Source organism: Escherichia sp. KTE114 (assembly GCF_000407765.1).
GTDB classification, from domain to species: domain Bacteria; phylum Pseudomonadota; class Gammaproteobacteria; order Enterobacterales; family Enterobacteriaceae; genus Escherichia; species Escherichia ruysiae.
The window spans coordinates 1,077,750-1,102,657 of record NZ_KE136626.1 but is presented as its reverse complement, the minus strand read 5'-3'; the positions used below and the strand labels follow the sequence as shown (position 1 = coordinate 1,102,657).

22 protein-coding genes and 1 pseudogene are annotated in these 24,908 nt (G+C 49.8%); 11 read left to right on the top strand and 12 right to left on the bottom strand.

Translation table 11 applies throughout. The annotated features are described in order from the left end of the window. The first annotated feature begins 48 nt into the window (after positions 1-48). Genes waaZ through WC5_RS26115 form a run of 3 tightly spaced genes read left to right on the top strand, consistent with a single transcriptional unit; the run spans position 49 to position 2,195 of the window. Positions 49-900 carry a 3-deoxy-D-manno-oct-2-ulosonate III transferase WaaZ gene (gene waaZ, locus WC5_RS15490; RefSeq protein WP_016231512.1) on the top strand — a complete coding sequence of 284 codons (852 nt, stop codon included), beginning with the start codon at positions 49-51 and terminating at the stop codon, positions 898-900. 32 nt (positions 901-932) lie between these two features. Further along, positions 933-2,000: a glycosyltransferase family 9 protein gene (locus tag WC5_RS15495; RefSeq protein WP_016231511.1), complete on the top strand. Its 1,068-nt coding sequence runs from the start codon at positions 933-935 to the stop codon at positions 1,998-2,000. Positions 2,001-2,039: 39 nt separating this feature from the next. Then, the gene (locus WC5_RS26115) at positions 2,040-2,195 is read left to right on the top strand and encodes a hypothetical protein (protein WP_434059435.1); all 156 of its coding nucleotides are present in this window, start codon (positions 2,040-2,042) and stop codon (positions 2,193-2,195) included. 44 nt (positions 2,196-2,239) lie between these two features. Here WC5_RS26115 and WC5_RS26110 read toward each other — a convergent pair. From WC5_RS26110 to rfaD, 4 genes and pseudogenes are all read right to left on the bottom strand, one after another. Next, positions 2,240-2,764, bottom strand: a pseudogene (locus WC5_RS26110) (O-antigen ligase family protein); the annotation flags it as partial. Positions 2,765-3,301: 537 nt separating this feature from the next. Further along, positions 3,302-4,261 carry a lipopolysaccharide heptosyltransferase RfaC gene (gene rfaC, locus WC5_RS15505; protein WP_001264600.1) on the bottom strand — a complete coding sequence of 320 codons (960 nt, stop codon included), beginning with the start codon at positions 4,259-4,261 and terminating at the stop codon, positions 3,302-3,304. A gap of 3 nt (positions 4,262-4,264) precedes the next feature. Continuing rightward, positions 4,265-5,311, bottom strand: a complete 1,047-nt coding sequence (gene rfaF, locus WC5_RS15510; protein ID WP_000699257.1) for an ADP-heptose--LPS heptosyltransferase RfaF — start codon at positions 5,309-5,311, stop codon at positions 4,265-4,267. 2 nt (positions 5,312-5,313) lie between these two features. After that, positions 5,314-6,246: an ADP-glyceromanno-heptose 6-epimerase gene (gene rfaD, locus WC5_RS15515; RefSeq protein ID WP_000587764.1), complete on the bottom strand. Its 933-nt coding sequence runs from the start codon at positions 6,244-6,246 to the stop codon at positions 5,314-5,316. 213 nt (positions 6,247-6,459) lie between these two features. Between rfaD and kbl the strand changes: the two genes are divergently transcribed. The 3 genes from kbl (at position 6,460) to waaH (ending at position 9,967) form a co-directional block, all read left to right on the top strand. Continuing rightward, positions 6,460-7,656: a glycine C-acetyltransferase gene (gene kbl / locus WC5_RS15520; RefSeq protein WP_001213853.1), complete on the top strand. Its 1,197-nt coding sequence runs from the start codon at positions 6,460-6,462 to the stop codon at positions 7,654-7,656. A gap of 13 nt (positions 7,657-7,669) precedes the next feature. Then, a complete protein-coding gene (gene tdh / locus WC5_RS15525) occupies positions 7,670-8,695 on the top strand; it encodes an L-threonine 3-dehydrogenase (RefSeq protein WP_000645983.1) in 1,026 nt (341 codons plus the stop codon). 237 nt (positions 8,696-8,932) lie between these two features. Next, positions 8,933-9,967 (top strand): UDP-glucuronate:LPS(HepIII) glycosyltransferase, encoded by a 1,035-nt coding sequence (gene waaH, locus WC5_RS15530; RefSeq protein ID WP_000982120.1) that lies wholly within the window; start codon positions 8,933-8,935, stop codon positions 9,965-9,967. Here waaH and WC5_RS15535 read toward each other — a convergent pair. The 3 genes from WC5_RS15535 to gpmM are packed head-to-tail and all read right to left on the bottom strand — an operon-like array spanning position 9,954 to position 13,754. Continuing rightward, a complete protein-coding gene (locus WC5_RS15535; RefSeq protein WP_000483821.1) occupies positions 9,954-10,913 on the bottom strand; it encodes a divergent polysaccharide deacetylase family protein in 960 nt (319 codons plus the stop codon). The genes waaH and WC5_RS15535 overlap by 14 nt on opposite strands. Positions 10,914-10,916: 3 nt before the next feature. Next, on the bottom strand, positions 10,917-12,176 hold the full coding sequence (envC, locus tag WC5_RS15540; RefSeq protein WP_016159958.1) for a murein hydrolase activator EnvC: 1,260 nt from the start codon (positions 12,174-12,176) through the stop codon (positions 10,917-10,919). 33 nt (positions 12,177-12,209) lie between these two features. Further along, positions 12,210-13,754: a 2,3-bisphosphoglycerate-independent phosphoglycerate mutase gene (gpmM, locus tag WC5_RS15545; protein ID WP_010349900.1), complete on the bottom strand. Its 1,545-nt coding sequence runs from the start codon at positions 13,752-13,754 to the stop codon at positions 12,210-12,212. Between the two features lie 242 nt (positions 13,755-13,996). Between gpmM and WC5_RS15550 the strand changes: the two genes are divergently transcribed. The 5 genes from WC5_RS15550 (at position 13,997) to cysE (ending at position 17,270) form a co-directional block, all read left to right on the top strand. After that, positions 13,997-14,428 (top strand): rhodanese-like domain-containing protein, encoded by a 432-nt coding sequence (locus WC5_RS15550; RefSeq protein ID WP_001156181.1) that lies wholly within the window; start codon positions 13,997-13,999, stop codon positions 14,426-14,428. Between the two features lie 140 nt (positions 14,429-14,568). Further along, positions 14,569-14,820 carry a glutaredoxin 3 gene (gene grxC, locus WC5_RS15555; protein ID WP_000024392.1) on the top strand — a complete coding sequence of 84 codons (252 nt, stop codon included), beginning with the start codon at positions 14,569-14,571 and terminating at the stop codon, positions 14,818-14,820. Between the two features lie 62 nt (positions 14,821-14,882). Continuing rightward, the gene (gene secB, locus WC5_RS15560; protein ID WP_000003377.1) at positions 14,883-15,350 is read left to right on the top strand and encodes a protein-export chaperone SecB; all 468 of its coding nucleotides are present in this window, start codon (positions 14,883-14,885) and stop codon (positions 15,348-15,350) included. Beyond that, complete coding sequence (gene gpsA / locus WC5_RS15565) at positions 15,350-16,369, top strand: NAD(P)H-dependent glycerol-3-phosphate dehydrogenase (RefSeq protein WP_001076199.1); 1,020 nt, start codon at positions 15,350-15,352, stop codon at positions 16,367-16,369. Before secB ends, gpsA begins: the two co-directional genes overlap by 1 nt. A gap of 79 nt (positions 16,370-16,448) precedes the next feature. After that, positions 16,449-17,270 (top strand): serine O-acetyltransferase, encoded by an 822-nt coding sequence (cysE, locus tag WC5_RS15570; protein WP_001277564.1) that lies wholly within the window; start codon positions 16,449-16,451, stop codon positions 17,268-17,270. A gap of 55 nt (positions 17,271-17,325) precedes the next feature. On the opposite strand, the gene trmL is transcribed toward cysE, so the two are convergent. The 5 genes from trmL to WC5_RS15595 all read right to left on the bottom strand — a co-directional run. After that, positions 17,326-17,799: a tRNA (uridine(34)/cytosine(34)/5-carboxymethylaminomethyluridine(34)-2'-O)-methyltransferase TrmL gene (trmL, locus tag WC5_RS15575; protein ID WP_000932359.1), complete on the bottom strand. Its 474-nt coding sequence runs from the start codon at positions 17,797-17,799 to the stop codon at positions 17,326-17,328. A 47-nt stretch (positions 17,800-17,846) separates the two neighbouring features. Beyond that, entirely contained in the window at positions 17,847-19,037 is a 1,191-nt protein-coding gene (gene lldD / locus WC5_RS15580; protein WP_000586962.1) for a quinone-dependent L-lactate dehydrogenase, read from the bottom strand. Next, positions 19,034-19,810, bottom strand: coding sequence for a transcriptional regulator LldR (gene lldR / locus WC5_RS15585; protein WP_010349909.1), 777 nt, complete (start codon positions 19,808-19,810; stop codon positions 19,034-19,036). The genes lldD and lldR overlap by 4 nt, the downstream gene beginning before the upstream one ends. After that, complete coding sequence (gene lldP, locus WC5_RS15590; protein WP_001055314.1) at positions 19,810-21,465, bottom strand: L-lactate permease; 1,656 nt, start codon at positions 21,463-21,465, stop codon at positions 19,810-19,812. Before lldP ends, lldR begins: the two co-directional genes overlap by 1 nt. Before the next feature lie 656 nt (positions 21,466-22,121). Beyond that, on the bottom strand, positions 22,122-24,908 hold a 2,787-nt coding region (locus tag WC5_RS15595), incomplete at its 5' end, for a YadA family autotransporter adhesin (RefSeq protein ID WP_016231509.1).

Sequence of the window (24,908 nt, the reverse complement as noted above, 5' to 3'; positions counted from 1 at the left end):
TCTTCGTTAGGCATTTTTATACGGAGTTATTTATTTCACAGGTTTATCATGAAGAATATTCGATACATTGACAAAAAAGATGTTGAAAACCTGATTGAAAATAAAACATCTAATGATGTTATTATTTTTCTATCTGGCCCCACATCGCAAAAGACACCTTTGTCGGTATTACGGGCAAAGGATATTATTGCTGTCAATGGTTCAGCACAATATCTGTTAAGTCATAATATTATTCCCTTTATTTATGTACTTACAGATGTTCGCTTTTTACATCAACGTCGTGATGATTTTTACAATTTTAGCCAAAGAAGCCGTTATACTATCGTAAACGTTGACGTTTATGAACACGCCTCCGAAGAAGATAAACTTTATATCCTCCAGAACTGTCTTATATTACGGTCTTTTTATCGCCGGGAAAAAGGTGGTTTTATAAAGAAGATTAAATTTAATATTTTGAGCCAAATTCACAAAGAACTGCTGATCTCTGTACCGTTGTCTAAAAAAGGTCGTCTGGTTGGATTTTGCAAGGACATTAGTCTTGGTTATTGTTCATGCCATACTATTGCCTTTGCTGCAATCCAGATAGCATATTCACTAAAGTATGCGCGGATTATTTGTTCAGGTCTGGATTTGACGGGTAGCTGTTCGCGTTTCTATGATGAAAATAAGAATCCTATGCCCTCGGAATTGAGTAGGGATTTATTTAAAATCTTGCCATTTTTCCGTTTTATGCATGATAATGTAAAAGATATTAATATTTATAATTTGTCTGATGATACGGCTATTTCTTACGATGTAATTCCATTTATTAAACTTCAAGATATCAGTACAGAAGAATCAAAGGATAGGACAAGAAAAAAAATACAATATAAAGCTTCAACTGATTCTTATGCTAATTAATCATCCTGAAACTAAAATAATATGGTATAAAAATGCGTTTAGGTACTTTTCATAAAAAGAAAAGGTTTTATATAAACAAAATCAAGATTAATTTTCTTGCTTTTTTATTTCGTAAGAAAATCAATCATCAAGTTACAGAACCAGCGCAAGTTAAATCATGCCTTATCATTCATGATAATAATAAACTCGGTGATTTAATTGTATTAAGTTCGATTTATCGTGAACTTTACAGTAAAGGGGTTAAAATAACCATTCTTACAAATAGAAAGGGTGGGGAGTTTCTCTCTAATAATAAAAATATATTTGAGTTCTGTATTAAAGAATCAATGGGTTCCTTTAAAATGCTTAGTCTATGTAAGCATCTGCGGAATTTACAGTTCGATATTGTATTAGACCCCTTTGAGACTATGCCTTCATTTAAGCATAGTTTAATATTATCAAGTTTTAAAGATTCTTACATTCTGGGTTTCGATCAATGGTATAAGCGTTACTATTCATTTTATCATCCCCACGATGAATGTTTAAAAGAACACATGAGTACACGAGCAATAGAAATACTGAAGCATATTTATGGTGAGGGTGAATTTTCCACCGACTACGACTTGCATTTACCTGTAGATGTTGAAAATAAAATAAAAAATATTATTGGCGACTCTAAAATCGTAATTATAAATCCATTGGGGGCAAAGAAAATATGTAGATTAACATCAGAGCAGATATGTTTTATATATCAACTGATCAAAAGTAAATTACCGAACTATAGAGTTATATTTACCGGTTTACATCAAGATCTAAAAACAATATCTATACCTGATATTGAAATTTTGCCATATAAAGATTTTATTTATACAGTGGCGCTTACTAAGTTTAGTAATTATGTTATATCTGTTGATACTGCTCTTGTACATATAGCATCAGCGTATAAACGTCCTACACTTGCTCTTTATCCAAATGCGCGTCGTCAAAGTTATCCCTCACACTTAATTTGGGGACCAAATAATCCTAATGCGATACAAATAATTTCTCCAACTTTTACGGTACAAGATATCGATTCAAAGATATTATTCTCATCCTTGAATAAGTTAATCACCGATAAATAAAAAGTGGGGATTCCCACTTTTTATTTATTCTATTATCTAATGCGGTTGGCTTTTACTTTTCTAATCATAATTAATAGCGTCAGTGCTGAAATTATTATAATTGGGATACTTCTAGCCCAAATGATTACATCACTAACACCGATACCAATAATACCTAAAGTTAATGCGAAAAGACCTATATTTCTCTCAGTATAAGCGGTGAAGCACAATGCAATATAAAAGAATAATACAGATATTATTCCTAAGATCCCTTTTAACGACGCGGCTTCGATTATTTCATTGTGTAAATGTATATTAGTAAATTCTAATGCTCCAGCTAAGCGACTTTGCTCAGAGACAAATAAATGCATCTTTTGCGCACGCGCTTCTGCTGATCTCAATGTAAATGCAGATTCTTTGAAAATGTCTATACCCATTTCATACATTGCTATTCTGGCACCGAGTGATGAATTACTATTATTAGAATAATGTACTAAATCATTCACTCCTTCTTCGTATCTATTTTGTAATGTTTGAGAAAATGAATATATAAGGCCTGTTAGAAGTACAATGAATACTATAGCAGATGTTAATATCTTTTTTGGATATTTAATATAAAACAAAACAAATATTATTACACAAATAAGTGGATAAACTATTAACGTTACTCTTGTCTGTGTTAACAAAAGGGCATAGAAAATAGCCAAGCTATTTAATATGAATAAATAAGGATGTTTATTTCTTGTATATAATACCGATACTGAACTTAGTATTCCAATAAACATTATAGAATACGATGCACCTGTAGGAGTCCCGATCTCAAAATATATTCTCTCCCAGTTTGTTTTCATCTTTATATAAGCTGCATAACTTGCTATAATAAATGATAAAGTATAAAGCATATAGAATATGCTATCTTTTTTCAATTTTATTCTGGTATTCAAGGATAAGAAAACAAAAATCGTACCAAATAGAAATATTTTTGCTGTGTTTAAATAATTATGATAAGTTGCTCGAAAAGGTGAATTATCAACTTTAAATAGTGAATACCAAACTAAATCAACTAATCCTATGATGAATATAGATGATGGGAGAATAAGGGTGTTTCGGTCAATACTTAGTTGCTTACCTCTAAGAATTAGGGCCAATAAACCTACCACAGCCGCAACGTTAAATAATTTTATACTAAGAGTGTTATTGACGAGGGCGATAATTAATAAGACAAAACATAAAACATAAGTCATAATCTCTAAAATTATAGATGATTTTAGAGCGTAAGGTTTCCATGATTGGAGTTTAATGAAGGTTGGCATGTTTTACCTTTATAATGATGATAATTTTTCCAAAACTGCTTGACCGTTGAGATTAATTAAATTTTTCCCCGGCGCCCTACAAACCACCTGATTCTTCCCATATCCGCCAATTAATCCCGGATCGGTCGGTCCATATACAGTAATATTGGGTTTATCCAGAGCCGCAGTTAAATGGCTTAATCCCGTATCCACCGAGACCACGAATTTCGCCCCGGCCAGCACGCTGGCAACACCTTCCAGACTCATCTTCGGCAATACGTCGACATAATCAAATCCTTCTGCCAGCCTTTTCGCCCGCGCTTCTTCATGTGGCGCGCCCCAGGGAAGTTTAATGCGAATCCCTGAACCTGCCAGTAAACCAATTAATTCTCGCCAGTGTTCTTCCGGCCAGTGTTTATCATCACGGGTCGTCGCATGAAGAAATACGGCATATTCGCCAGCATCCGTCGGCAGGTTAGCCAGGAAATGCTGCGCAATGGCATAGTCGCCCTGAGTCTGTGGTTTGCTGTAACCCAGGCTTTTGGCGAACAGCTCACGGGTGCGCTCTACGGCGTGCTGCTGTTTTGCAATATGATGCTTGCGATTGTAAAACAGGCTTGCCAGTGGTTCGCGAGCGGTTTGCCAGTCCATTCCATGCTTAATGCCATGCGCCAGACGTGTCACCAGCGCGGCACTTTTTACCAGCCCTTGCGCATCAATAATCGCGTCATAGTTTTCTGCCTGTAGCGTTTCACGAAACGCTTTCCGCTCCGCTTTAATAGGGGCGGAAAACCACGCTTTACGCCAGCGACGTATCGCTACCGGAATAACCCGTTCAACGGCGGCGTGCCAGGAAGGGATCTGTGCAAAGCCTTCTTCCACCACCCAATCAAACTTTATTCCAGGGATTGCCTGCTGTGCATCGGTTAGCGCGGGCAGCGTATGGAGGACATCGCCCATCGACGATGTTTTGACGATAAGAACCCGCATCCGTCAGGCTTCCTCTTGTAACAACAGTGCGTTGAGTTCTTCCAGCACGCGCTGTGGCGTAATGTCGATCAGACTCTGGTGATACCCTTCTGCGGCATCGCCTTTACGCACTTTGTGGTAGCCAGTAATCAGACGAATTACTCGCGCTTTATGAGAAAGCGGCGGCGTAAAGTCCGGGCTGCTTGGCCCATACAGTGCGACCAGCGGACGATTCAGTGCTGCTGCGACGTGCATCAGGCCGGAATCGTTGGTGACAATGGCTTTACAGGCCGCAATCAGAATAACGGCTTGATCAAGCTGTGTTTCTCCCGCCAGATTACGACACCATGCCTGCTGCTCGGTATTCAGTGCAGCGAGTATCTCATTGCCCGCCTCATGATCTTTCGCCGAACCAAACAGAACCACCTGATAACCTTCATCAATTAGCTGTTTTGCCAGTTCTGCGTAATGGTAGTGCGGCCAGCGTTTTGCCGGGCCAAACTCCGCGCCCGGGCAAAAGCCAATCATCGGACGTTCTGATGAGAGGGAAAATTGGTTACAGGTATACGATTTTTCACCTTCGCTCACCTGCAATTGCGGCCATAACAACGGTTTTGGTAGATCTTGTGCGGTACGCATTACGCCTTTGTCATAGGCCAGCGCGACATAGCGTTCCACCATTAGCGGCCAGTCTTCTTTATCAAGCACGCGCACGTCGTTGAGTAAACCGTAGCGCATTTCACCGCGCCAGCCGGTGCGATGTGGAATCCCTGCGAAGAAAGGCACTAATGCGGATTTAAAGGAGTTGGGTAAAACGTAGGCGCGGTCGTAACGTTTTTCGCGCAGGCTATGTCCCAGCTTACGGCGTTCGCTGATCTCCAGCGCCCCGTGACCGAGGGGCATAGGGATAGCTTCGTTAACTTCCGGCATCCGCGACAATAACGGACGGCACCACGCCGGTGCCATCACGTCGATTATTGCCTGGGGATAGCGCGCCTGGAGCGTGCGATAGAGACTTTGCGACATCATCATGTCGCCAACCCAAGACGGGCCTATCACCAAAATCTTCATAGTTACGCGTCGCGATTCAGCCAGGCCATATATTCCGTTACACCTTCAGCAACGGTTTTGAACGGTTTGTCGTAACCCGCCGCGCGCAGATTAGTCAGATCCGCCTGAGTAAACGCCTGATAGCGGCCTTTCAGTTTATCCGGGAACGGAATGTATTCGATCTGACCTTTCTTGTGATAAGCAAGCGTAGCATCTGCTACGGCCTGGAAGGATTCTGCACGACCAGTACCGAGGTTGAAGATGCCGGAAACGCCATTTTCCAGGAACCACAGATTCACATCTGCCACGTCGCCCACGTAGACGAAGTCGCGTTTAAAGTTCTCGCTACCTTCGAACAGTTTCGGTGATTCACCGTTGTTAAGCTGGGTGTTGAGATGGAAAGCGACGCTCGCCATGCTGCCTTTATGACCTTCACGCGGCCCATAAACGTTGAAATAACGGAAGCCAACAATCTGCGAGTTCGCTTCTGGCAGAATTTGACGAACATATTCATCAAACAGGAATTTTGAGTAACCGTAGACGTTCAGTGGTTTTTCGTATTCGCGGGATTCAATAAAGTCGGAGGTGCGTCCGCCATAGGTTGCTGCGGAAGATGCATACAGGAACGGAATTTCGCGCTCCAGACAGTAGTGCAGCAGCTCTTTGGAGTATTGATAGTTGTTATCCATCATATACTTGCCATCCCACTCGGTGGTGGATGAGCACGCGCCTTCGTGGAAAATCGCTTCGACATCGCCGAACTCTTCGCCAGCCATAATCTGGATCAGGAAGTCTTCCTTATCCATATAGTCCGCGATATTCAGATCCACCAGGTTCACAAACTTGGTGCCGTCTTTCAGGTTGTCCACCACCAGAATATCGGTGATGCCTTTATCATTCAGGGCCTTAACGATGTTGCTGCCGATAAAGCCCGCGCCGCCGGTAACGATGATCATAACTGTAACCTTCGAATTATGGAGTCAGAGACAATCTCAGACACGAATACTTCTATCATATCACTACACGACGTTGGCTTCAGCCATTCGCCGAAAGTGAGAGTGATGGGCGTTATTTATTCTAAATTTTACAGAAGTGTTAACGCGTCATCTCGTCGCGACCTATAAGTTTGGGTAATATGTGCTGGAATTTGCCCTGTCTGGAGAATCGCAATGCGTGGAGAATTTTATCAGCAGTTAACCAACGACCTGGAAACCGCACGGGCGGAAGGGTTGTTTAAAGAAGAGCGCATTATCACGTCTGCGCAGCAAGCAGACATCACTGTGGCTGATGGAAGCCACGTCATCAACTTTTGTGCCAATAACTATCTTGGGTTGGCGAACCACCCAGAGCTGATTGCGGCGGCAAAAGCGGGAATGGATTCTCATGGTTTCGGCATGGCTTCAGTACGTTTTATCTGCGGCACTCAGGATAGCCATAAAGAGCTTGAGCAGAAACTGGCGGCATTCCTGGGTATGGAAGATGCGATTCTCTACTCTTCCTGTTTTGATGCCAACGGCGGCCTGTTTGAAACGCTGCTGGGCGCGGAAGACGCCATTATCTCCGACGCACTGAACCACGCGTCTATTATTGATGGTGTGCGTCTGTGCAAAGCCAAACGTTATCGCTATGCCAACAACAATATGCAGGAGCTGGAAGCGCGTTTAAAAGAAGCGCGTGAAGCCGGGGCGCGTCATGTGCTGATCGCCACCGACGGCGTGTTCTCGATGGACGGCGTGATTGCCAACCTGAAAGGCGTTTGCGATTTGGCAGATATTTACGATGCGCTGGTGATGGTGGATGACTCCCACGCGGTTGGTTTTGTCGGTGAAAACGGTCGTGGTTCCCATGAATACTGCGATGTGATGGGTCGTGTCGATATTATCACCGGCACGCTGGGTAAAGCCTTAGGTGGTGCTTCCGGCGGTTACACTGCGGCGCGCAAAGAAGTGGTTGAGTGGCTGCGCCAGCGTTCTCGTCCGTACCTGTTCTCCAACTCACTGGCACCAGCCATTGTCGCCGCTTCCATTAAAGTGCTGGAGATGGTCGAAGCGGGCAGCGAACTGCGTGACCGCCTGTGGGCTAACGCGCGTCAGTTCCGTGAGCAAATGTCGGCGGCGGGCTTTACCCTGGCGGGAGCCGATCACGCCATTATTCCGGTCATGCTTGGCGATGCGGTAGTGGCGCAAAAATTTGCCCGCGAGCTGCAAAAAGAGGGCATTTACGTCACCGGTTTCTTCTATCCGGTCGTACCGAAAGGTCAGGCGCGTATTCGAACCCAGATGTCTGCGGCGCATACCCCTGAGCAAATTACGCGTGCGGTAGAAGCGTTCACGCGTATTGGTAAACAACTGGGCGTAATCGCCTGAGTGAGGATGTGAGATGAAAGCGTTATCCAAACTGAAAGCGGAAGAGGGCATCTGGATGACCGACGTTCCTGAACCGGAACTCGGGCATAACGATCTGCTGATTAAAATCCGTAAAACAGCCATTTGCGGGACTGACGTTCACATCTATAACTGGGATGAGTGGTCGCAAAAAACCATCCCGGTGCCGATGGTCGTAGGCCATGAATATGTCGGTGAAGTGGTAGGTATTGGTCAGGAAGTGAAAGGCTTCCAGATTGGCGATCGCGTGTCTGGCGAAGGTCATATCACTTGTGGTCACTGTCGAAACTGCCGTGGCGGTCGTACCCATCTGTGCCGCAACACGATCGGAGTCGGCGTTAACCGTCCGGGCTGCTTCGCCGAATATCTGGTGATTCCAGCCTTCAACGCCTTCAAAATCCCGGACAATATCTCCGACGACCTGGCTTCCATTTTTGATCCCTTCGGTAACGCCGTGCATACCGCGCTGTCGTTTGATTTAGTGGGCGAAGATGTTCTGGTTTCTGGTGCAGGCCCGATTGGTATTATGGCGGCGGCGGTGGCGAAACATGTTGGCGCGCGTAATGTGGTTATCACCGACGTTAATGAATATCGTCTCGAACTGGCGCGCAAAATGGGTATCACGCGCGCGGTTAACGTCGCGAAAGAAAATCTCAATGACGTGATGGCGGAGCTAGGCATGACCGAAGGCTTTGATGTCGGTCTGGAAATGTCCGGTGCGCCGCCAGCGTTTCGTACCATGCTCGACACCATGAACCACGGTGGCCGTATTGCGATGCTGGGTATTCCACCTTCTGACATGTCGATCGACTGGACAAAAGTGATCTTTAAAGGCTTGTTCATTAAAGGCATTTACGGTCGTGAGATGTTCGAAACCTGGTACAAGATGGCGGCGTTGATTCAGTCTGGTCTGGATCTAGCACCAATCATTACCCATCGTTTCTCCATCGATGATTTCCAGAAGGGCTTCGACGCTATGCGTTCAGGTCAGTCCGGGAAAGTTATCCTGAGCTGGGATTAACACGAATAAGGGCTGGTATTCCAGCCCTTTTCCTGAGAATAATCCGTTAAATATGTAAAACCTTGTCAGTACCATAAAGAATAGGTAATTGCGCTGTTATCTTATATTGCTGCTCTCATCAACTCTCTAGCCTGAAGTGACTCTCTCACCTGTAAAAATAATATCTCACAGGCTTAATAGTTTCTTAATACAAAGCCTGTACAACGTTAGGGTAACTTCAGAGGTCGTCGGTAATTTATGATGAACAGCACCAATAAACTTAGTGTTATTATTCCGTTATATAATGCGGGCGGTGATTTCCGCACTTGTATGGAATCTTTAATCGCGCAAACCTGGACTGCTCTGGAAATCATTATTATTAACGATGGTTCAACGGATAATTCTGTTGAAATAGCAAAGTATTACGCAGAAAACTATCCGCACGTTCGTTTGTTGCATCAGGCGAATGCTGGCGCATCGGTGGCGCGTAATCGCGGGATCGAGGCAGCGACGGGCAAATATGTTGCTTTTGTCGATGCTGATGATGAAGTCTATCCCACCATGTACGAAACGCTGATGACAATGGCGTTAGAGGACGATCTCGATGTGGCGCAGTGCAATGCTGACTGGTGTTTTCGTGAAACGGGAGAAACCTGGCAATCTATCCCCATCGATCGCCTTCGCTCAACCGGCGTATTAACCGGCCCGGACTGGCTGCGGATGGGACTTTCTTCTCGCCGCTGGACTCACGTTGTCTGGATGGGTATTTATCGCCGCGACGTTATTGTAAAAAATAACATTAAATTTATTGTTGGATTACATCATCAGGATATTGTATGGACAACAGAATTTATGTTTAACGCGCTGCGTGCGCGATATACCGAACAATCGTTATATAAATATTATCTGCATAATACGTCAGTGAGTCGGTTGAATCGACAAGGGAATAAAAATCTTAATTATCAACGGCACTATATTAAAATTACCCGCCTGCTGGAGAAATTAAATAGAAATTATGCCGACAAAATTACGATTTATCCGGAATTTCATCAGCAAATAACTTACGAAGCATTGCGCGTTTGCCATGCAGTGCGCAAAGAGCCGGATATTATTACCCGCCAGCGGATGATTGCCGAGATATTTACTTCCGGCATGTATAAACGTCTGATTACTAATGTCCGCAGCGTAAAGGTAGGTTATCAGGCATTACTGTGGTCTTTCCGCTTATGGCAATGGCGCGACAAAACACGGTCGCACCATCGCATTACGCGCAGCGCCTTTAATTTGCGCTAGCGTTAAACTTCGCCGCTTCGGGCTGTTTGCCCCAGCCCTGCCACTGATGCTGGAAGTAAACGATCAGCGTGCTCTGGCTGATGCTTTCGCTTAATACTTCAAAGAAGCGATTAGCATAAACAGGTTCTATCGGTTTCTTCGGTTTGCACAGCTTCACGCCACGGAACGGATTACGCGGTGCGTCGGGCACAGTGTTCTTCGGCGGTGTAGACGTATCGACCTGCGGTTCATTCAGCAAGCTGCTGGCTTTCACCAGCGTAATGTCTGGCGGCAGGTTATAAACCATCTGTTGCAATACGCGAACTGTTGAAGGGTGAGGATGACCAATGGCGATGGTTGAACCGTTGCGACGCGCCAGGTCAATTGCGCGATTGAACTGCATACGGATGTCCGCTTCGTTCTGGGAATCATCGAGAAACACTTTCCGTTTGATGACTTTTACGCCAGTACCTTGTGCGGCGCGCATCGCCTGGGTATTACCGATAGTCACACTGTCGAGGAAGTAAAGATTGTAACGCTCCAGCGCCTGCATCACTTTCTGCATACCAAAAAGGTTAGAGGTCATCTTGCTGCCCATGTGGTTGTTGATCCCCACGGCATAGGGCACGTTATTGACCGCGCTGCGAATAATGCGCTCAATCTCGTCGCTGCTCATCTCCGGGCGCAGCGTATTTTTCTCCAGCGGCTGCTTACTCAGCGGTGCCATCGGTAGATGAATCAATACTTCGTGACCGCTGTTATGCGCTTTAGTCGCCATCTCTCTGGCGTGTGGCGAGTCGGGTAACACGGCGACAGAGATAGCGGAGGGCATCGCCAGCACCTGGTTTTCGTTGTGCGGGCGATAACCAAAATCATCAATGACGATGGCAAGTTTGCCAGCAAATACAGGGGAGGAGAGAGCCAACAGAGCGGCAAATGCAAGAACGTTACGACGAAATGGAAACAAAACTTATCTTCCCAACCACGGCTGTGGATTGACCGCCTGACCCTGGCGGCGAATTTCGAAATAGAGTGAAGGCCGACCCTGACCGCCACTGCTGCCCACCAGTGCAATTGGCTGACCCGCGCGAACCTGCGAACCAACGCTCACCAGTGCGCTCTGATTATAGCCATAAAGGCTCATATCGCCTTTACCGTGCTCAACCACCACCACCAGGCCGTAGCCTTGCAGCCAGTCAGCCAGAATCACCCGACCGTCGGCAATCGCTTTAACTTCAGTACCTTCAGAGGCACCAATCACCATCCCTTTCCAGCGCAGCTCACCCTGTAGCTGTTCGCCATAGCGGTGCAGCGTCGGCCCGCGAACAGGCCAGAATGCCTGACCACGCGGCGCACCCAGACCACCGGTTCGGGACATCAGTGATTTTTCGCTTTCAGTCGGTTTGTAGGTGGTGCCTTTGCGCGTCGCTTCTTTTTGCCTGTCGCGAACAGCCTGAGCCTCACGCGCTTCTCGTTCAGCACGCGCTTTCGCTGCCGCTTCTGCACGAGCAATGCTATTGCGCAGACGAGATTCGTTGGCGCGCAGTTCACTTAGCTGCTGCTGACCTTGTTGAATGGAAGACTCCAGCCCTGCCAGCGTCTTCTTACGCTCGTTCAGCGCCTGGGTCAGCTTCGCCTGCTGAGCGCGTTGTTCGTATAACAGCGTTTGTTGCTCGCTCTGTTTCTCTTCCAGCTCGGCGCGCTGCATGGCGACTTCTGCGCGTGTTTGCTTCAGTTCGGCGATGGTTTCTTGTCGCGCCTGGTTGAGATAGCCGAAATAAGCCTGTAAACGCTGACCGCGCTGGCTTTCTTCACCGCTGAGAATGAGCTGTATACCCGTATGCTCACCCTGGCGAAATGCGGCGTCCAGTTGCGCAGCGAGACTGCGTTCCTGAGCCGCTTTTTGCTGTTCCAGTTTGGCAATCGAGGCGTTCATCTCATCAATCTGTTTATTCAGTTGATTGAGCGTATTTTGCGTTTCGCGCAGCTTACGAGTGGCTTCGGAGATCGCCTCTTCCTGCTTTTTCAATTGTGCCAGCAGGCTTGAGCGTTGTTGCTGTTGTTGGCGTACCGCACGCTCTTTGGCAGCGATATCAGCCTGAATAGACTTGAGTTGGTCACGGTCATCCGCGTGGGCAGAAAAAGTGCACAACAATACGCCAGCGCAAAGAACGCTGGCGTAAATGATGGGCCTGACTGCAAACCTGCGCGGTTTCGTGGCCCGTGTCATGGTATTAATCGCCTTTCCCCTCATGGGGAGGGATTATTCCACGATGAACAGCGGCTTACCAGTCATCTCTTGCGGGATTTCCATACCCATTAAAGAGAGCATGGTCGGCGCGATGTCAGAAAGTTTGCCACCTTCAACTGCTTTCACGTTCTTATCGCCAACGTAAATCAGCGGAACAGGCAGGTTGGTATGCGCCGTGTGAGCCTGACCAGTAGCCGGATCGCGCATCTGTTCAGCGTTACCGTGGTCAGCGGTGATCAGCAGTTGTCCACCCACGGACTCAACAGCTTTGGTCACTTCTTCCACGCAGTGATCCAGTGCTTCAACCGCTTTAACCGCAGCTTCCATCACCCCGGTGTGACCTACCATGTCGCCGTTCGGATAGTTACAGATGATGGTGTCGTATTTGCCGCTCTTAATTGCCGCAACCAGTTTTTCGGTCAGCTCTGCGGAGCTCATTTCCGGCTGCAAATCGTAAGTAGCCACTTTCGGTGAGTTGATCAGAATGCGATCTTCGCCTTTGAACGACTCTTCTACGCCACCGTTGAAGAAGAAAGTGACGTGGGCATATTTTTCGGTTTCGGAAATACGCAGCTGAGTTTTGTCGTTTTTCGCCATCCACTCGCCGAAGGTGTTAACCAGAGAGGCTGGTGGGTAAGCAACGGCGGTTTTGATGTCGGCGGCGTATTCGGTCAGCATCACGAAATCGATGTTAACCACTTTCTTACGCGCGAAGCCGTCGAAATCAGCGTTTACAAATGCACGAGTGATTTCACGCGCGCGGTCAGCGCGGAAGTTCATGAAAATCAGCGCATCGCCGTCTTCCATCGCTGCATCTGGCTGGCCTTCAGCACGAATAACGGTCGCTTTCACGAACTCGTCGTTTTCGTCGCGAGCATAAGCGGCCTGCAAACCAGCAACGGCGGTATCAGCCTGAAACTCACCCTGCGCCAGAGTCAGCAGGTCATAAGCTTTTTCAACGCGATCCCAACGGTTATCGCGATCCATCGCGTAGTAACGACCAATGATGGACGCTACACGGCCTTTACCCAGCGCGGCAAATTTCTCTTCGAATTTTTTCAGCGAGGATTCAGCACTGCGCGGTGGGGTGTCACGACCGTCAAGGAATGCGTGCAGGTAGATTTTCTCTGCGCCACGTTCAGCTGCCAGCTCTACCATTGCCATGATGTGATCTTCGTGGCTGTGTACACCGCCTGCGGAGAGCAGACCCATGATGTGTACCGCTTTGCCCGCGTTCTTCGCTTTATCTACCGCGCCAGTCAGCGTCGGGTTGGCGAAGAAAGCGCGATCTTTGATTTCAACGTCCAGACGAGTCAGGTCCTGATACACGATGCGGCCGGCACCCAGGTTAACGTGACCGACTTCGGAGTTACCCATCTGACGGTCAGGCAGACCGACTTCCAGACCGGAAGCGTCGATCAGGGTATGCGGACGATTGGCCCACAGTGCATCCATTACCGGGGTTTTAGCACTAAAAATGGCGTTATCCTGCTGTTCTTCGCGATAGCCATAGCCATCCAGAATCACCAGTACCATAGGTTTTTTAGAAACCGACATTGCGACAACCTCATACTCAAGAGTCAAAATTTGCGTAATTTTACTACAGCTGAATCGATAAAATAGCCTCTGAAGATCAAAATATACGACCGCTCGCGGCAAGCTGATGCCAGATTTGCGATTTTTTTTCGTAGCGTGCCGCAAAATTGCATTCCAGTGCACGCGCTGGCTGTATTTGCCGCAACGCGCAGGTATACTCCTTCCCTGGTTTTTAATCACTACGTCGGGAGTTATTACCCCCCATGCAAGAAATTATGCAATTTGTTGGCCGTCATCCCATACTGAGTATCGCCTGGATCGCGTTACTGGTGGCGGTTCTTGTTACTACGTTTAAGAGCCTGACCTCGAAAGTGAAGGTAATTACTCGTGGTGAAGCTACGCGTCTGATCAACAAAGAAGACGCAGTGGTTGTGGATTTACGTCAGCGTGATGACTTCCGTAAAGGCCATATCGCAGGTTCTATCAATCTGTTGCCGAGCGAAATCAAAGCCAACAATGTTGGTGAACTTGAGAAGCACAAAGACAAACCGGTTATCGTGGTAGACGGTTCTGGTATGCAGTGCCAGGAGCCTGCAAACGCGCTGACGAAAGCAGGGTTTGCGCAAGTATTCGTGCTGAAAGAGGGCGTCGCTGGTTGGGCTGGTGAAAACTTGCCTCTGGTGCGCGGCAAATAATTTACCTGTCATCTTTCATGTCGCAGGCAGTTAGCTGTAATTAGACCCCCAGCGACTTATTGATATAAGCTTCTGGGGACACTCTATTTTGTCGCTACCCTGCAACATAAAACTACAGGTAAAAAAACAGGAGCTAAGTTATGGCCAATGTTGAAATCTATACCAAAGAAACCTGCCCGTATTGCCATCGTGCGAAAGCACTGCTGAGCAGCAAGGGCGTGAGTTTTCAGGAGCTACCGATTGATGGCAACGCCGCTAAGCGTGAAGAGATGATCAAACGCAGTGGTCGCACCACGGTTCCGCAGATTTTTATTGACGCACAGCACATTGGCGGCTGTGACGACTTGTATGCATTGGATGCACGTGGTGGACTGGATCCCCTGCTGAAATAACGTATTAACGTTGGCATTACACTGCGCAGTATTTAAGGACAACACTTAAGGGTTTTCTACACATGTCAGAACAAAACAACACCGAAATGACCTTCCAGATCCAGCGTATTTATACCAAGGATATTTCTTTCGAAGCGCCGAACGCGCCGCACGTTTTCCAGAAAGATTGGCAGCCAGAAGTTAAACTTGATCTGGATACGGCATCTTCTCAACTGGCAGATGACGTTTACGAAGTGGTACTGCGTGTTACCGTAACGGCATCCCTGGGTGAAGAAACCGCGTTCCTGTGCGAAGTTCAGCAGGGCGGTATTTTCTCCATCGCGGGTATCGAAGGCACCCAGATGGCACATTGCCTGGGCGCATACTGCCCGAACATTCTGTTCCCGTATGCTCGTGAGTGCATCACCAGCATGGTATCTCGCGGTACGTTCCCGCAACTGAACCTTGCGCCGGTTAACTTCGATGCGCTGTTCATGAACTATTTACAGCAGCAGGCTGGCGAAGGTACTGAAGAACATCAGGATGCCTGATGAACCAACGTAATGCTTCAATGACTGTGATCGGTGCCGGCTCGTACGGCACCGCTCTTGCCATTACCCTGGCAAGAAATGGCCACGAGGTTGTCCTCTGGGGCCATGACCCTGAACATATCGCAACGCTTGAACGCGACCGCTGTAACGCCGCGTTTCTCCCCGATGTGCCTTTTCCCGATACGCTCCATCTTGAAAGCGATCTCGCCACCGCACTGGCAGCCAGCCGTAATATTCTCGTCGTCGTACCCAGCCATGTCTTTGGTGAAGTGCTGCGCCAGATTAAACCGCTGATGCGTCCTGATGCGCGCCTGGTGTGGGCGACAAAAGGACTGGAAGCGGAAACCGGACGTCTGTTACAGGACGTAGCGCGCGAGGCGTTAGGCGATCAAATTCCACTGGCGGTTATCTCTGGCCCAACTTTTGCGAAAGAACTGGCGGCAGGTTTACCGACGGCCATTTCGCTGGCTTCTACCGATCAAACCTTTGCTGATGACCTCCAGCAACTGTTGCACTGTGGCAAAAGTTTCCGTGTTTACAGCAACCCGGATTTCATTGGTGTCCAGCTTGGCGGCGCGGTGAAAAACGTCATTGCGATTGGTGCCGGCATGTCCGACGGTATCGGCTTCGGGGCGAATGCGCGAACGGCGCTGATCACCCGTGGTCTGGCTGAAATGTCGCGTCTGGGCACGGCGCTGGGCGCCGATCCTGCCACCTTTATGGGCATGGCAGGTCTGGGCGATCTGGTGCTTACCTGTACCGACAACCAGTCGCGTAACCGCCGTTTTGGCATGATGCTTGGTCAGGGCATGGATGTACAAAGCGCGCAGGAGAAGATTGGTCAGGTGGTTGAAGGCTACCGCAATACGAAAGAAGTCCGCGAGTTGGCACATCGCTTCGGCGTTGAAATGCCAATAACCGAGGAAATTTATCAAGTATTATATTGCGGAAAAAACGCGCGCGAGGCAGCATTGACTTTATTAGGTCGTGCACGCAAGGACGAGCGCAGTAGCCACTAAACCCAGGGAACCTTTGTTACCGCTATGACCCGGCTCGCGCAGAACGAGCCGGTCATTATCTCATCGTGTGGAGTAAGCAATGTCGTGTGAAGAACTGGAAATTGTCTGGAACAATATTAAAGCGGAAGCCAGAACGCTGGCGGACTGTGAGCCAATGCTGGCCAGTTTTTACCACGCAACGCTACTCAAGCATGAAAACCTTGGCAGTGCATTGAGCTACATGCTGGCGAACAAGCTGTCATCGCCGATTATGCCTGCTATTGCTATCCGTGAAGTGGTGGAAGAAGCCTACGCCGCCGACCCTGAAATGATCGCTTCTGCGGCCTGCGATATTCAGGCGGTGCGCACCCGCGACCCGGCAGTCGATAAATACTCAACCCCCTTGTTATACCTGAAAGGTTTTCATGCCTTGCAGGCGTATCGCATCGGTCACTGGTTGTGGAATCAGGGGCGCCGCGCACTGGCAATCTTTCTGCAAAACCAGGTGTCTGTGACTTTTCAGGTCGATATTCACCCAGCGGCAAAAATTGGTCGCGGTATCATGCTCGACCACGCGACAGGCATCGTCGTTGGTGAAACAGCGGTGATTGAAAACGACGTGTCGATTCTGCAATCCGTCACTCTTGGCGGTACGGGCAAAACCAGCGGCGACCGTCACCCAAAAATTCGTGAAGGCGTGATGATTGGCGCGGGCGCGAAAATCCTTGGCAATATTGAAGTCGGGCGCGGTGCGAAGATTGGCGCGGGTTCTGTAGTGCTGCAACCAGTGCCGCCGCATACCACCGCTGCTGGCGTTCCGGCGCGTATCGTCGGTAAACCAGACAGCGATAAACCGTCAATGGATATGGATCAGCATTTTAACGGCATTCACCATACGTTTGAGTATGGTGATGGGATCTGACGTCCTGTGCTCGTGCCGGATGCGATGCTAACGCATCTTATCCGGCCTGGCGAAACTAATCTCTTAATACAGCTCCCGGATACCCCAACTGCCGCCAGGCTTCATACACCACGACCGACACTGCATTGGACAGGTTCATGCTGCGGCTGTCCGGCACCATTGGAATACGAATTTTTTGTTCAGCGGGCAGAGCATCAAGAATGCTCGCTGGCAGGCCGCGTGTTTCCGGGCCGAACATCAGATAGTCGCCATCCTGATAGCTTACGGCGCTATGGGCGGGTGTGCCTTTAGTGGTGAGGGCAAACAGACGCTGGGGATTTTCTGCTCTAAGGAACGCGCTATAGTCATGATGACGCGTAACGGCAGTAAACTCGTGATAGTCCAGCCCCGCGCGGCGCAGGCGCTTATCGTCCCAGGCAAATCCCATCGGTTCAATGATATGCAGACGAAAGCCGGTGTTGGCGCAAAGACGGATGATGTTGCCAGTGTTTGGCGGAATTTCTGGTTCGTAAAGTACGATGTTTAGCATACTGCCCCCTTAGTGCGGGGGCAGGATAGCAGATATTCATCTAACCCTTAAGCTGCATTCCCTTTCGCCATCGGAGCCAGCGCCGCCGGCAACTCTTTGCCCAACCCCTGCACCAGCGAATCTTGCGTAATTTCACTGATCGATTTCGCGCCAGTCAGTGTCATTGCCACTTTCATCTCTTTCTCGATCAGGTTCAGCAAGTTCGCCACGCCCGCCTGGCCCGCTGTTGCCAGCGCATACAGGAAAGCACGACCCAGCAGTACGGTATCGGCACCGAGCGCGATCATACGCACAACATCAAGCCCGTTACGAATGCCGCTATCTGCCAGAATGGCGATATCGCCTTTCACCGCATCCGCAATAGCAGGCAGCGCACGGGCAGAAGAGAGTACGCCATCTAACTGGCGGCCGCCGTGGTTAGAAACCACAATCCCGTCAGCACCAAAACGTACTGCATCACGCGCATCTTCCGGGTCGAGGATCCCTTTGATCACCATCGGGCCATCCCAGAAATCGCGGATCCACTCAAGGTCTTTCCATGAGATGGACGGATCGAAGTTATTCCCCAGCCAGCCGATGTAATCTTCCAGTCCGGTCGGTTTGCCGAGGTAAGCCGAAATATTACCTAAATCATGTGGACGACCGTTCAGGCCGACATCCCACGCCCATTGCGGATGCGTCACCGCCTGCAAGTAGCGGCGCATTGCGGCATTCGGGCCGCTCATACCAGAGTGTGCGTCACGATAACGTGCGCCCGGCGTCGGCATATCCACGGTGAAAACCAGTGTCGAGCAACCCGCCGCTTTTGCCCGTTCCAGCGCGTTACGCATAAAGCCGCGATCGCGCAGCACATAAAGCTGGAACCACATCGGACGTTTGATAGCTGGAGCGACTTCTTCAATCGGGCAAACTGAAACCGTTGAGAGAGTAAACGGAATGCCGTGAGCATCAGCCGCTTTGGCAGCCTGAACTTCACCGCGACGCGCATACATGCCGCACAAACCCACCGGAGCCAGCGCCACCGGCATCGACAGCTTTTCATTAAACAGCGTCGTTTCCAGGCTTAAGTCGGACATGTTTTTCAGAATGCGTTGGCGCAGCGCCACTTCTGACAAATCCTCCACGTTGCGGCGCAGCGTGTATTCAGAATATGCACCACCATCCATATAGTGGAACAGGAACGGCGGCAGAATGCGTTGCGCTGCGGCGCGATAATCGCTGGCTGCGGAAATAATCATGCGTTTTTCTCCCTCGAATGCTCATTATGCTCACCGGGCAGGCGGGTAATGCGTGCACGGCGAGCCTGATCTTCATCGAATCGTTTCATGGTGGTGTGGACAAAGCTGAGGTGCGCCATCATTGCTTTACGCGCACCGTCGGCATCACCGGCAAAAATGGCGTTAATGACTGCCTGATGCTGTTCAGTCAGTTGCGAAAAAACGGGCGGCACCAGATACATCCGCTGACGACTTTGCATCACTGAAGATTGCAGGACATCAAAGAATCCGCGCATGGTTTGCAGCAGCACGATGTTATGTGAGGCTTCGGCAATTGCCAGATGAAAACGAACGTCCGCTTGCGAGGCGAGATCCGGGTCTTCACTCAGCGTCGCTTCAAAGCAGAGCTGTATCTTTTCCTTATCGGCTTGTGTGGCGCGCATTGCTGCGTGCCAGGCGGTGCTGGCCTCAATGGCGTAGCGGGCTTCCAGAATATCGAAGCTGTAATCCGGATCATCAGCCATCAGCGTTTTCAGCGGCTGGACGATGTTTTGCTCCGACCACGCGTCATGGCGCCAGCGGATAAACGTCCCGCCACCGCGACGACTAAGAAGCACACCTTCACTCACCAGTTTCGCCAGCGCCTCGCGCAGTGAATTACGCGACACGCCGAGCTGCATCGCCAGTTGGCGTTCAGCGGGCAACTTCATGCCCGGTTCCAGATTTTGTTCATCAATCAGCGCCCGCACACGGGAAGCAACCTCGTCTGACAGGCGTCTGGGTATAACCATCATTACGGAATCATCCACGTTAAGACGTAGGCCTGAAGCGTGGTCATCACGCCCACCATACAGGTGAATATCAGGCTGTGTTTGACGGTAAAGCGGAACAGATCTGACTCTTTACCCACCAGGCCTACCGCCGCACAGGCAATGGCGATGGACTGCGGAGAGATCATCTTGCCGGTGACGCCGCCGGTGGTGTTGGCAGCAACCAGCAACAGATCAGAGACGCCAATTTGTTGTGCTGCGGTGGCTTGCAGCGCGGCAAACAGGGCGTTAGATGACGTATCCGATCCGGTCAGGAATACCCCCAGCCAGCCGAGGAACGGCGAGAAGAAGGTGAATGCATGACCGGTATGCGCCAGTGCCAGCGCCAGCGTTGACGACAGCCCGGAATAGTTTGAGATAAAGGCGAACGCCAGCACCATGCCGATGGAGTAGATGGGGAGCGCCAGTTCTTTCAGTGTGCTGCCGAAGGTGCTGATGGCGTCAGAGGGTTTCATCTTCAGCCAGACGATAGAGAGCAGCGCAGCAAACAGAATGGCAGTACCGGTGGCAGAGAACCAGTCAAACTTAAATACGGCGGCGTAGGCAGTGGCTTCGCTGACCACCGGCGGCATACGGGCAACCAGTTTGTCGAGATACGGCACCGGAATGTTGATGACCCACTCATACAGCGCGCCACCCGAAGCGAACAGGGCTTTAAACGGCGGAATACTCCACAGCGTTACGGTGGCGGTCAGGAACAGGAACGGTGTCCAGGCACGCAACACCTGACCCGCCGTATAACCGGTATGAGCCAGCGTCATATCAACTTGCGATGCACCCAGATCGCCGAAGCGGAAAACGCGCACCGGCTGCCAACGTTTCAGGAACAGTGTCAGGCAGAGCAGCGATACCAGCGAAGAGATAATGTCCGGCAGTTCTGGCCCAATAAAGTTAGAGCTAAGGTACTGTGCGATGGCAAACGAGCCACCCGCAACCACGACCGCAGGCCACGTCTCTTTGATACCGCGCCAGCCATCCATAATCGCCATGATCCAGAACAGGACGATAATGGTCATAAACGGTAGCTGACGACCCACCATCTGGCCAATCTCAAAGCTGTCGATGCCTGTCACCTGTCCGGCAACCAGAATCGGAATGCCCATCGCGCCAAATGCCACCGGCGCGGTGTTAACAATCAGGCACAGCCCGGCGGCGTACAGCGGTTTAAAGCCCAGCCCGACCAGCAATGCGGCGGTAATTGCCACCGGTGCGCCAAAGCCTGCGGCACCTTCGAGAAATGCGCCGAAACAGAAACCGACGATCAGCATTTGCAGGCGCTGGTCAGGGGTTATTGAAAGAATAGACGAGCGGATGATGTCAAACTGTCCGGTTTTCACCGAGATCTTATAGACGAACACCGCTGCAATAATGATCCACGCGATGGGCCACAAACCGTAGAAGAAGCCATAAACCACTGAGGCCAGCGCATTGGCGACCGGCATTTTGTAGAACAATAGCGCGACGGTCAGAGCGATAACGACTGTCCATGTGGCGGCGACATAGCCTTTTAGTTTGAGCTTAATAAGCGCAAAGAAAAAAAACAGGATGGGAAGCGATGCTATCAGGCTGGAAAGCCAGATATTCCCGGCGGGATCGTAGTTTTGTTGCCAGAGATTCATTGCAGGTCTCCTGGAGGCCACGCACATCGTGTGATGAGTCTGTTGCTCATCTGCTTGTCACACGTTGTGTAAAAGTGGCACTGCCAATTTTGTTGTGTAGGGATAATGACAATGAATGGTTAACTAAATGTTATGCATTGGCAACATTGATGTGAGTTTTAATTGGGGAACTGTGAACCAGAGGTCAGATAAGCGAAGAATTGGTAGGGCCAATTATTGTGGGGGAGAAAAATTTGCTGCGGAGCTGGCTTGTGCCCCTCACCCTAACCCTCTCCCCAGAGGGGCGAGGGGACTGATTGTGCTCGGTGTTAGATGGAGCGCGTCCTTCAGCAATGCAAGAAAACCATTATGCACGGTATCAGATGCAGCACGTTTTTCCCCCTCGCCCCTTTGGGGAGAGGGTCGGGGTGAGGGGATCAGCGCGCACGATGCCCCACACCAGCCCGGCGATGCAAGAAAACCATTATGCACGGTATCAGATGCAGCACGTTTTCCCCCTCGCCCCTTTGGGGAGAGGGTTGGGGTGAGGGGGGCAGCGCGCATGTAGCCTCAAGCTAATGTCAAAAAGCCGAAGTCACAATTTGTGCAATTTTCAAACAAAAAAAGGGCAACCCTCCTCAGAGAATTGCCCTTCGTCACACTAACTTAATGGGTCATTACCACTGAATACCGGCACCGAGTGCGGCGGAGTATTCACCCTGGCTATTGGTACTACCTTGTAATTTGTAGACCCAACGACCGTTGGCGCTCACCATCGACACACCTAAAGCAACTGCCGATTCACCGTTGTAAGTACCGCCACCAATGGAGGCCATGCTGGCACCCGGCGTGTAAGCCTGCGGCAGACCGGTCATTGCCATTGCAGAAGCGATACCACCGCTCAACTTACTTTCGGTTTTAGACAGTTTGTTATCCATCTCAACCATGCGCTGATCGGTGTATTGCTTCGTTTCCTGCACGCTTTGCTTCAACTGCGCGTAGTTCACCGCGTCGTTGTTTTCCACGCCAGCGGAAACGTTGCTGATGCGAGTTGTACCGCCCTTGCCACCACCGAGAGTGATGTTGCTGTAGTCTACAGAACCGTCAGCGTTGGTGTTATAGCGCACACCGCCTGCTTCAGAAGACTTCAACTGCGCAACGTTAACTGCGTCGGTAGCATTTTTACCAGCGGCAACGTTGGTGATACGGCGTTGGTTAGTGGAAGAACCTACGGAGATCGTATTTTCTTCGTTTGCCACAGAGCCAGTGCCCAGCGCGACGCTGTTATCAGCGGCAGCAATAGAGCCAGAGCCAATCGCGACACTATCTTTACCCTGCGCGTTAGCATCTACGCCATCGGTGTTGGTCTTGAAGTACTTGGTGCTACCGGTAGTTACGATATCGGCAACGCCATTTTCAAGGGTAGTCACACGCGAATCGAGATTAGTTACCTGATTGTTCAGGTTAGTAATGCTCTGGGTGTTCTGGGAAACCTGCGCGTCTGTCACTTTCAACTGACCCACGTTAACCGCATCGGTATCCGCTGAACCCGCTGCGACGTTGGTGATCTGACGTTGACCATCGTCACTGCCGACAGAGAACTCACCCACAGAGTTCTGCGGTGCGTCCATGTTGTAGGCGGTGTAGCCAGTCTGAGCGCCACGGGTAGTCTGAGAACCATTACCCATTGCAATACTGTTTGCATGGTTGGCGCGTGCGTTAGAACCGATAGCAATACCGTTGATGGCATCTGACAGAACCAGAGTGTTCAGGCCGATACCAATACCCGCGTCAGCATTAACGGTCGTTTTCGCACCCATCGCCAGCGAGTCAGTACCTACCGCCAGTGAATCTTCTTCCGTTGAGTTGGCATGGTAGTACTTGGTCGGCGTGGTGGCGACCGCACCAATGGCATTTTGCAACTGGCGAACGGTCACGGCGTCATGCGCTTCGGAACCATCGGCGACGTTGATGATTTGACGGTATTTGCCATCATCACCAATCGACAATGCGCCAAGCAGTTCGCCGTCAGTGGTGTCGTAACCAATCACAACGCCTTCTTCGGTTACGCTGGTATTAAGAGAACCTTGGGCAATGCCACGTTTGGAGACGGAGTTGCTACCCAGTGCGATACCGGTGTCAACCTCGCTGAGGCTATTCTGACCAATTGCGACACTGCTTTCGCCGGAAGCGACAGCGTTATAGCCCACCGCTGTAGCGCCAGTACCTGATGCGCTCGCATCAATAAAGGTTAAGCCAGCGTCATTGGTACGCGCATAGTTCAGACCCGCACCGTTCTCTTCGATGTAGTCTATGCTGGTATTACCGGCAATCTGGTTGATGATCTCATTTTGCTGATTGATCAACGTGTTGGTGGCGAACAACTGTGAACCATTAATTGCATCAGTACTGGTTTCAGAAATATCACCATTAGCAACATTAGTGATTACGCTGGCTTTGCCATCGCGGCTGGCGCTGAACGCACCATTTTCACCGGCGGTTGCGTCCCAGAGCAGCGCATCATCCAGGGTTGAGTCGATCGCGTCCAGAGCATCACCGACGTTATTGTAATCGGTATCAGCAATGGAGTACGTCGGCGCACTGATGCTACCGTCAGCATTTACTGCGGCACCACCGCCCAGAGCATCAACAACAGAGTTGCTCACACCGTAGAGTTGTCCACCATTGATGGCATCGGTGCTGGTTTCAGAAACGGCACCGCTTGCGACATTGGTAATTTTGCTGGCATTGCCACCGTGACCGGCGCTGAATGCACTTGCAGTTTCATCCCACAGCAGAGCGTCGCCCAATGAAGTGCTAAATGAGGTGTTAATCGCCGCCAGCGCATCACCTACGTTATCGTAGCTGTTACTACCGATAGTGTACGACGGGCCAGTAAATACACCGTTTTCATCAACCGAGGCGTTACCGCCAAAATAGTCTGCCAGTGAATCACTTAGGCTAAACAGTTGCCCACCGTTAACGGCGTCAGTACTGGTAGACGATATTGTTCCAGCGGTGACATTAGTGATTTTGCTGGTGGCTTCGGTGCCGTGTGCGGCAGTAAATGCGCCTGTGGTGTCATCCCATTTCAGCGCATCTTCACCGAGGTTGTTCACCGTATCAGTCAGGTTGTTGATGTTGGTGGTGTTAGTAGCGATGTTAGTGGTGTTGGTTGCCACGTTGTCGTTAGTGGTTTTCAACTGAGAGCCGTTAACGGCATCTTTACTGTCAACAGTCAAATCACCGTCTTTAACGTTGGTAATTTTGTTGGTGTCATCGGTGCCGTGTTTGGCGGTGAATGCACCTGAGGCGTCATCCCATGCCAGCGCATCCGCGCCAAGGTTAGTTACCGTATCCGCCAGGTTAGTGATACTGGTGGTATTGGCGGCAACATCATTCGTCAGATTAGTGATGTTAGTGGTGTTGTTAGCAACATCGCCGGTCAGGTTGCTGATATTAGT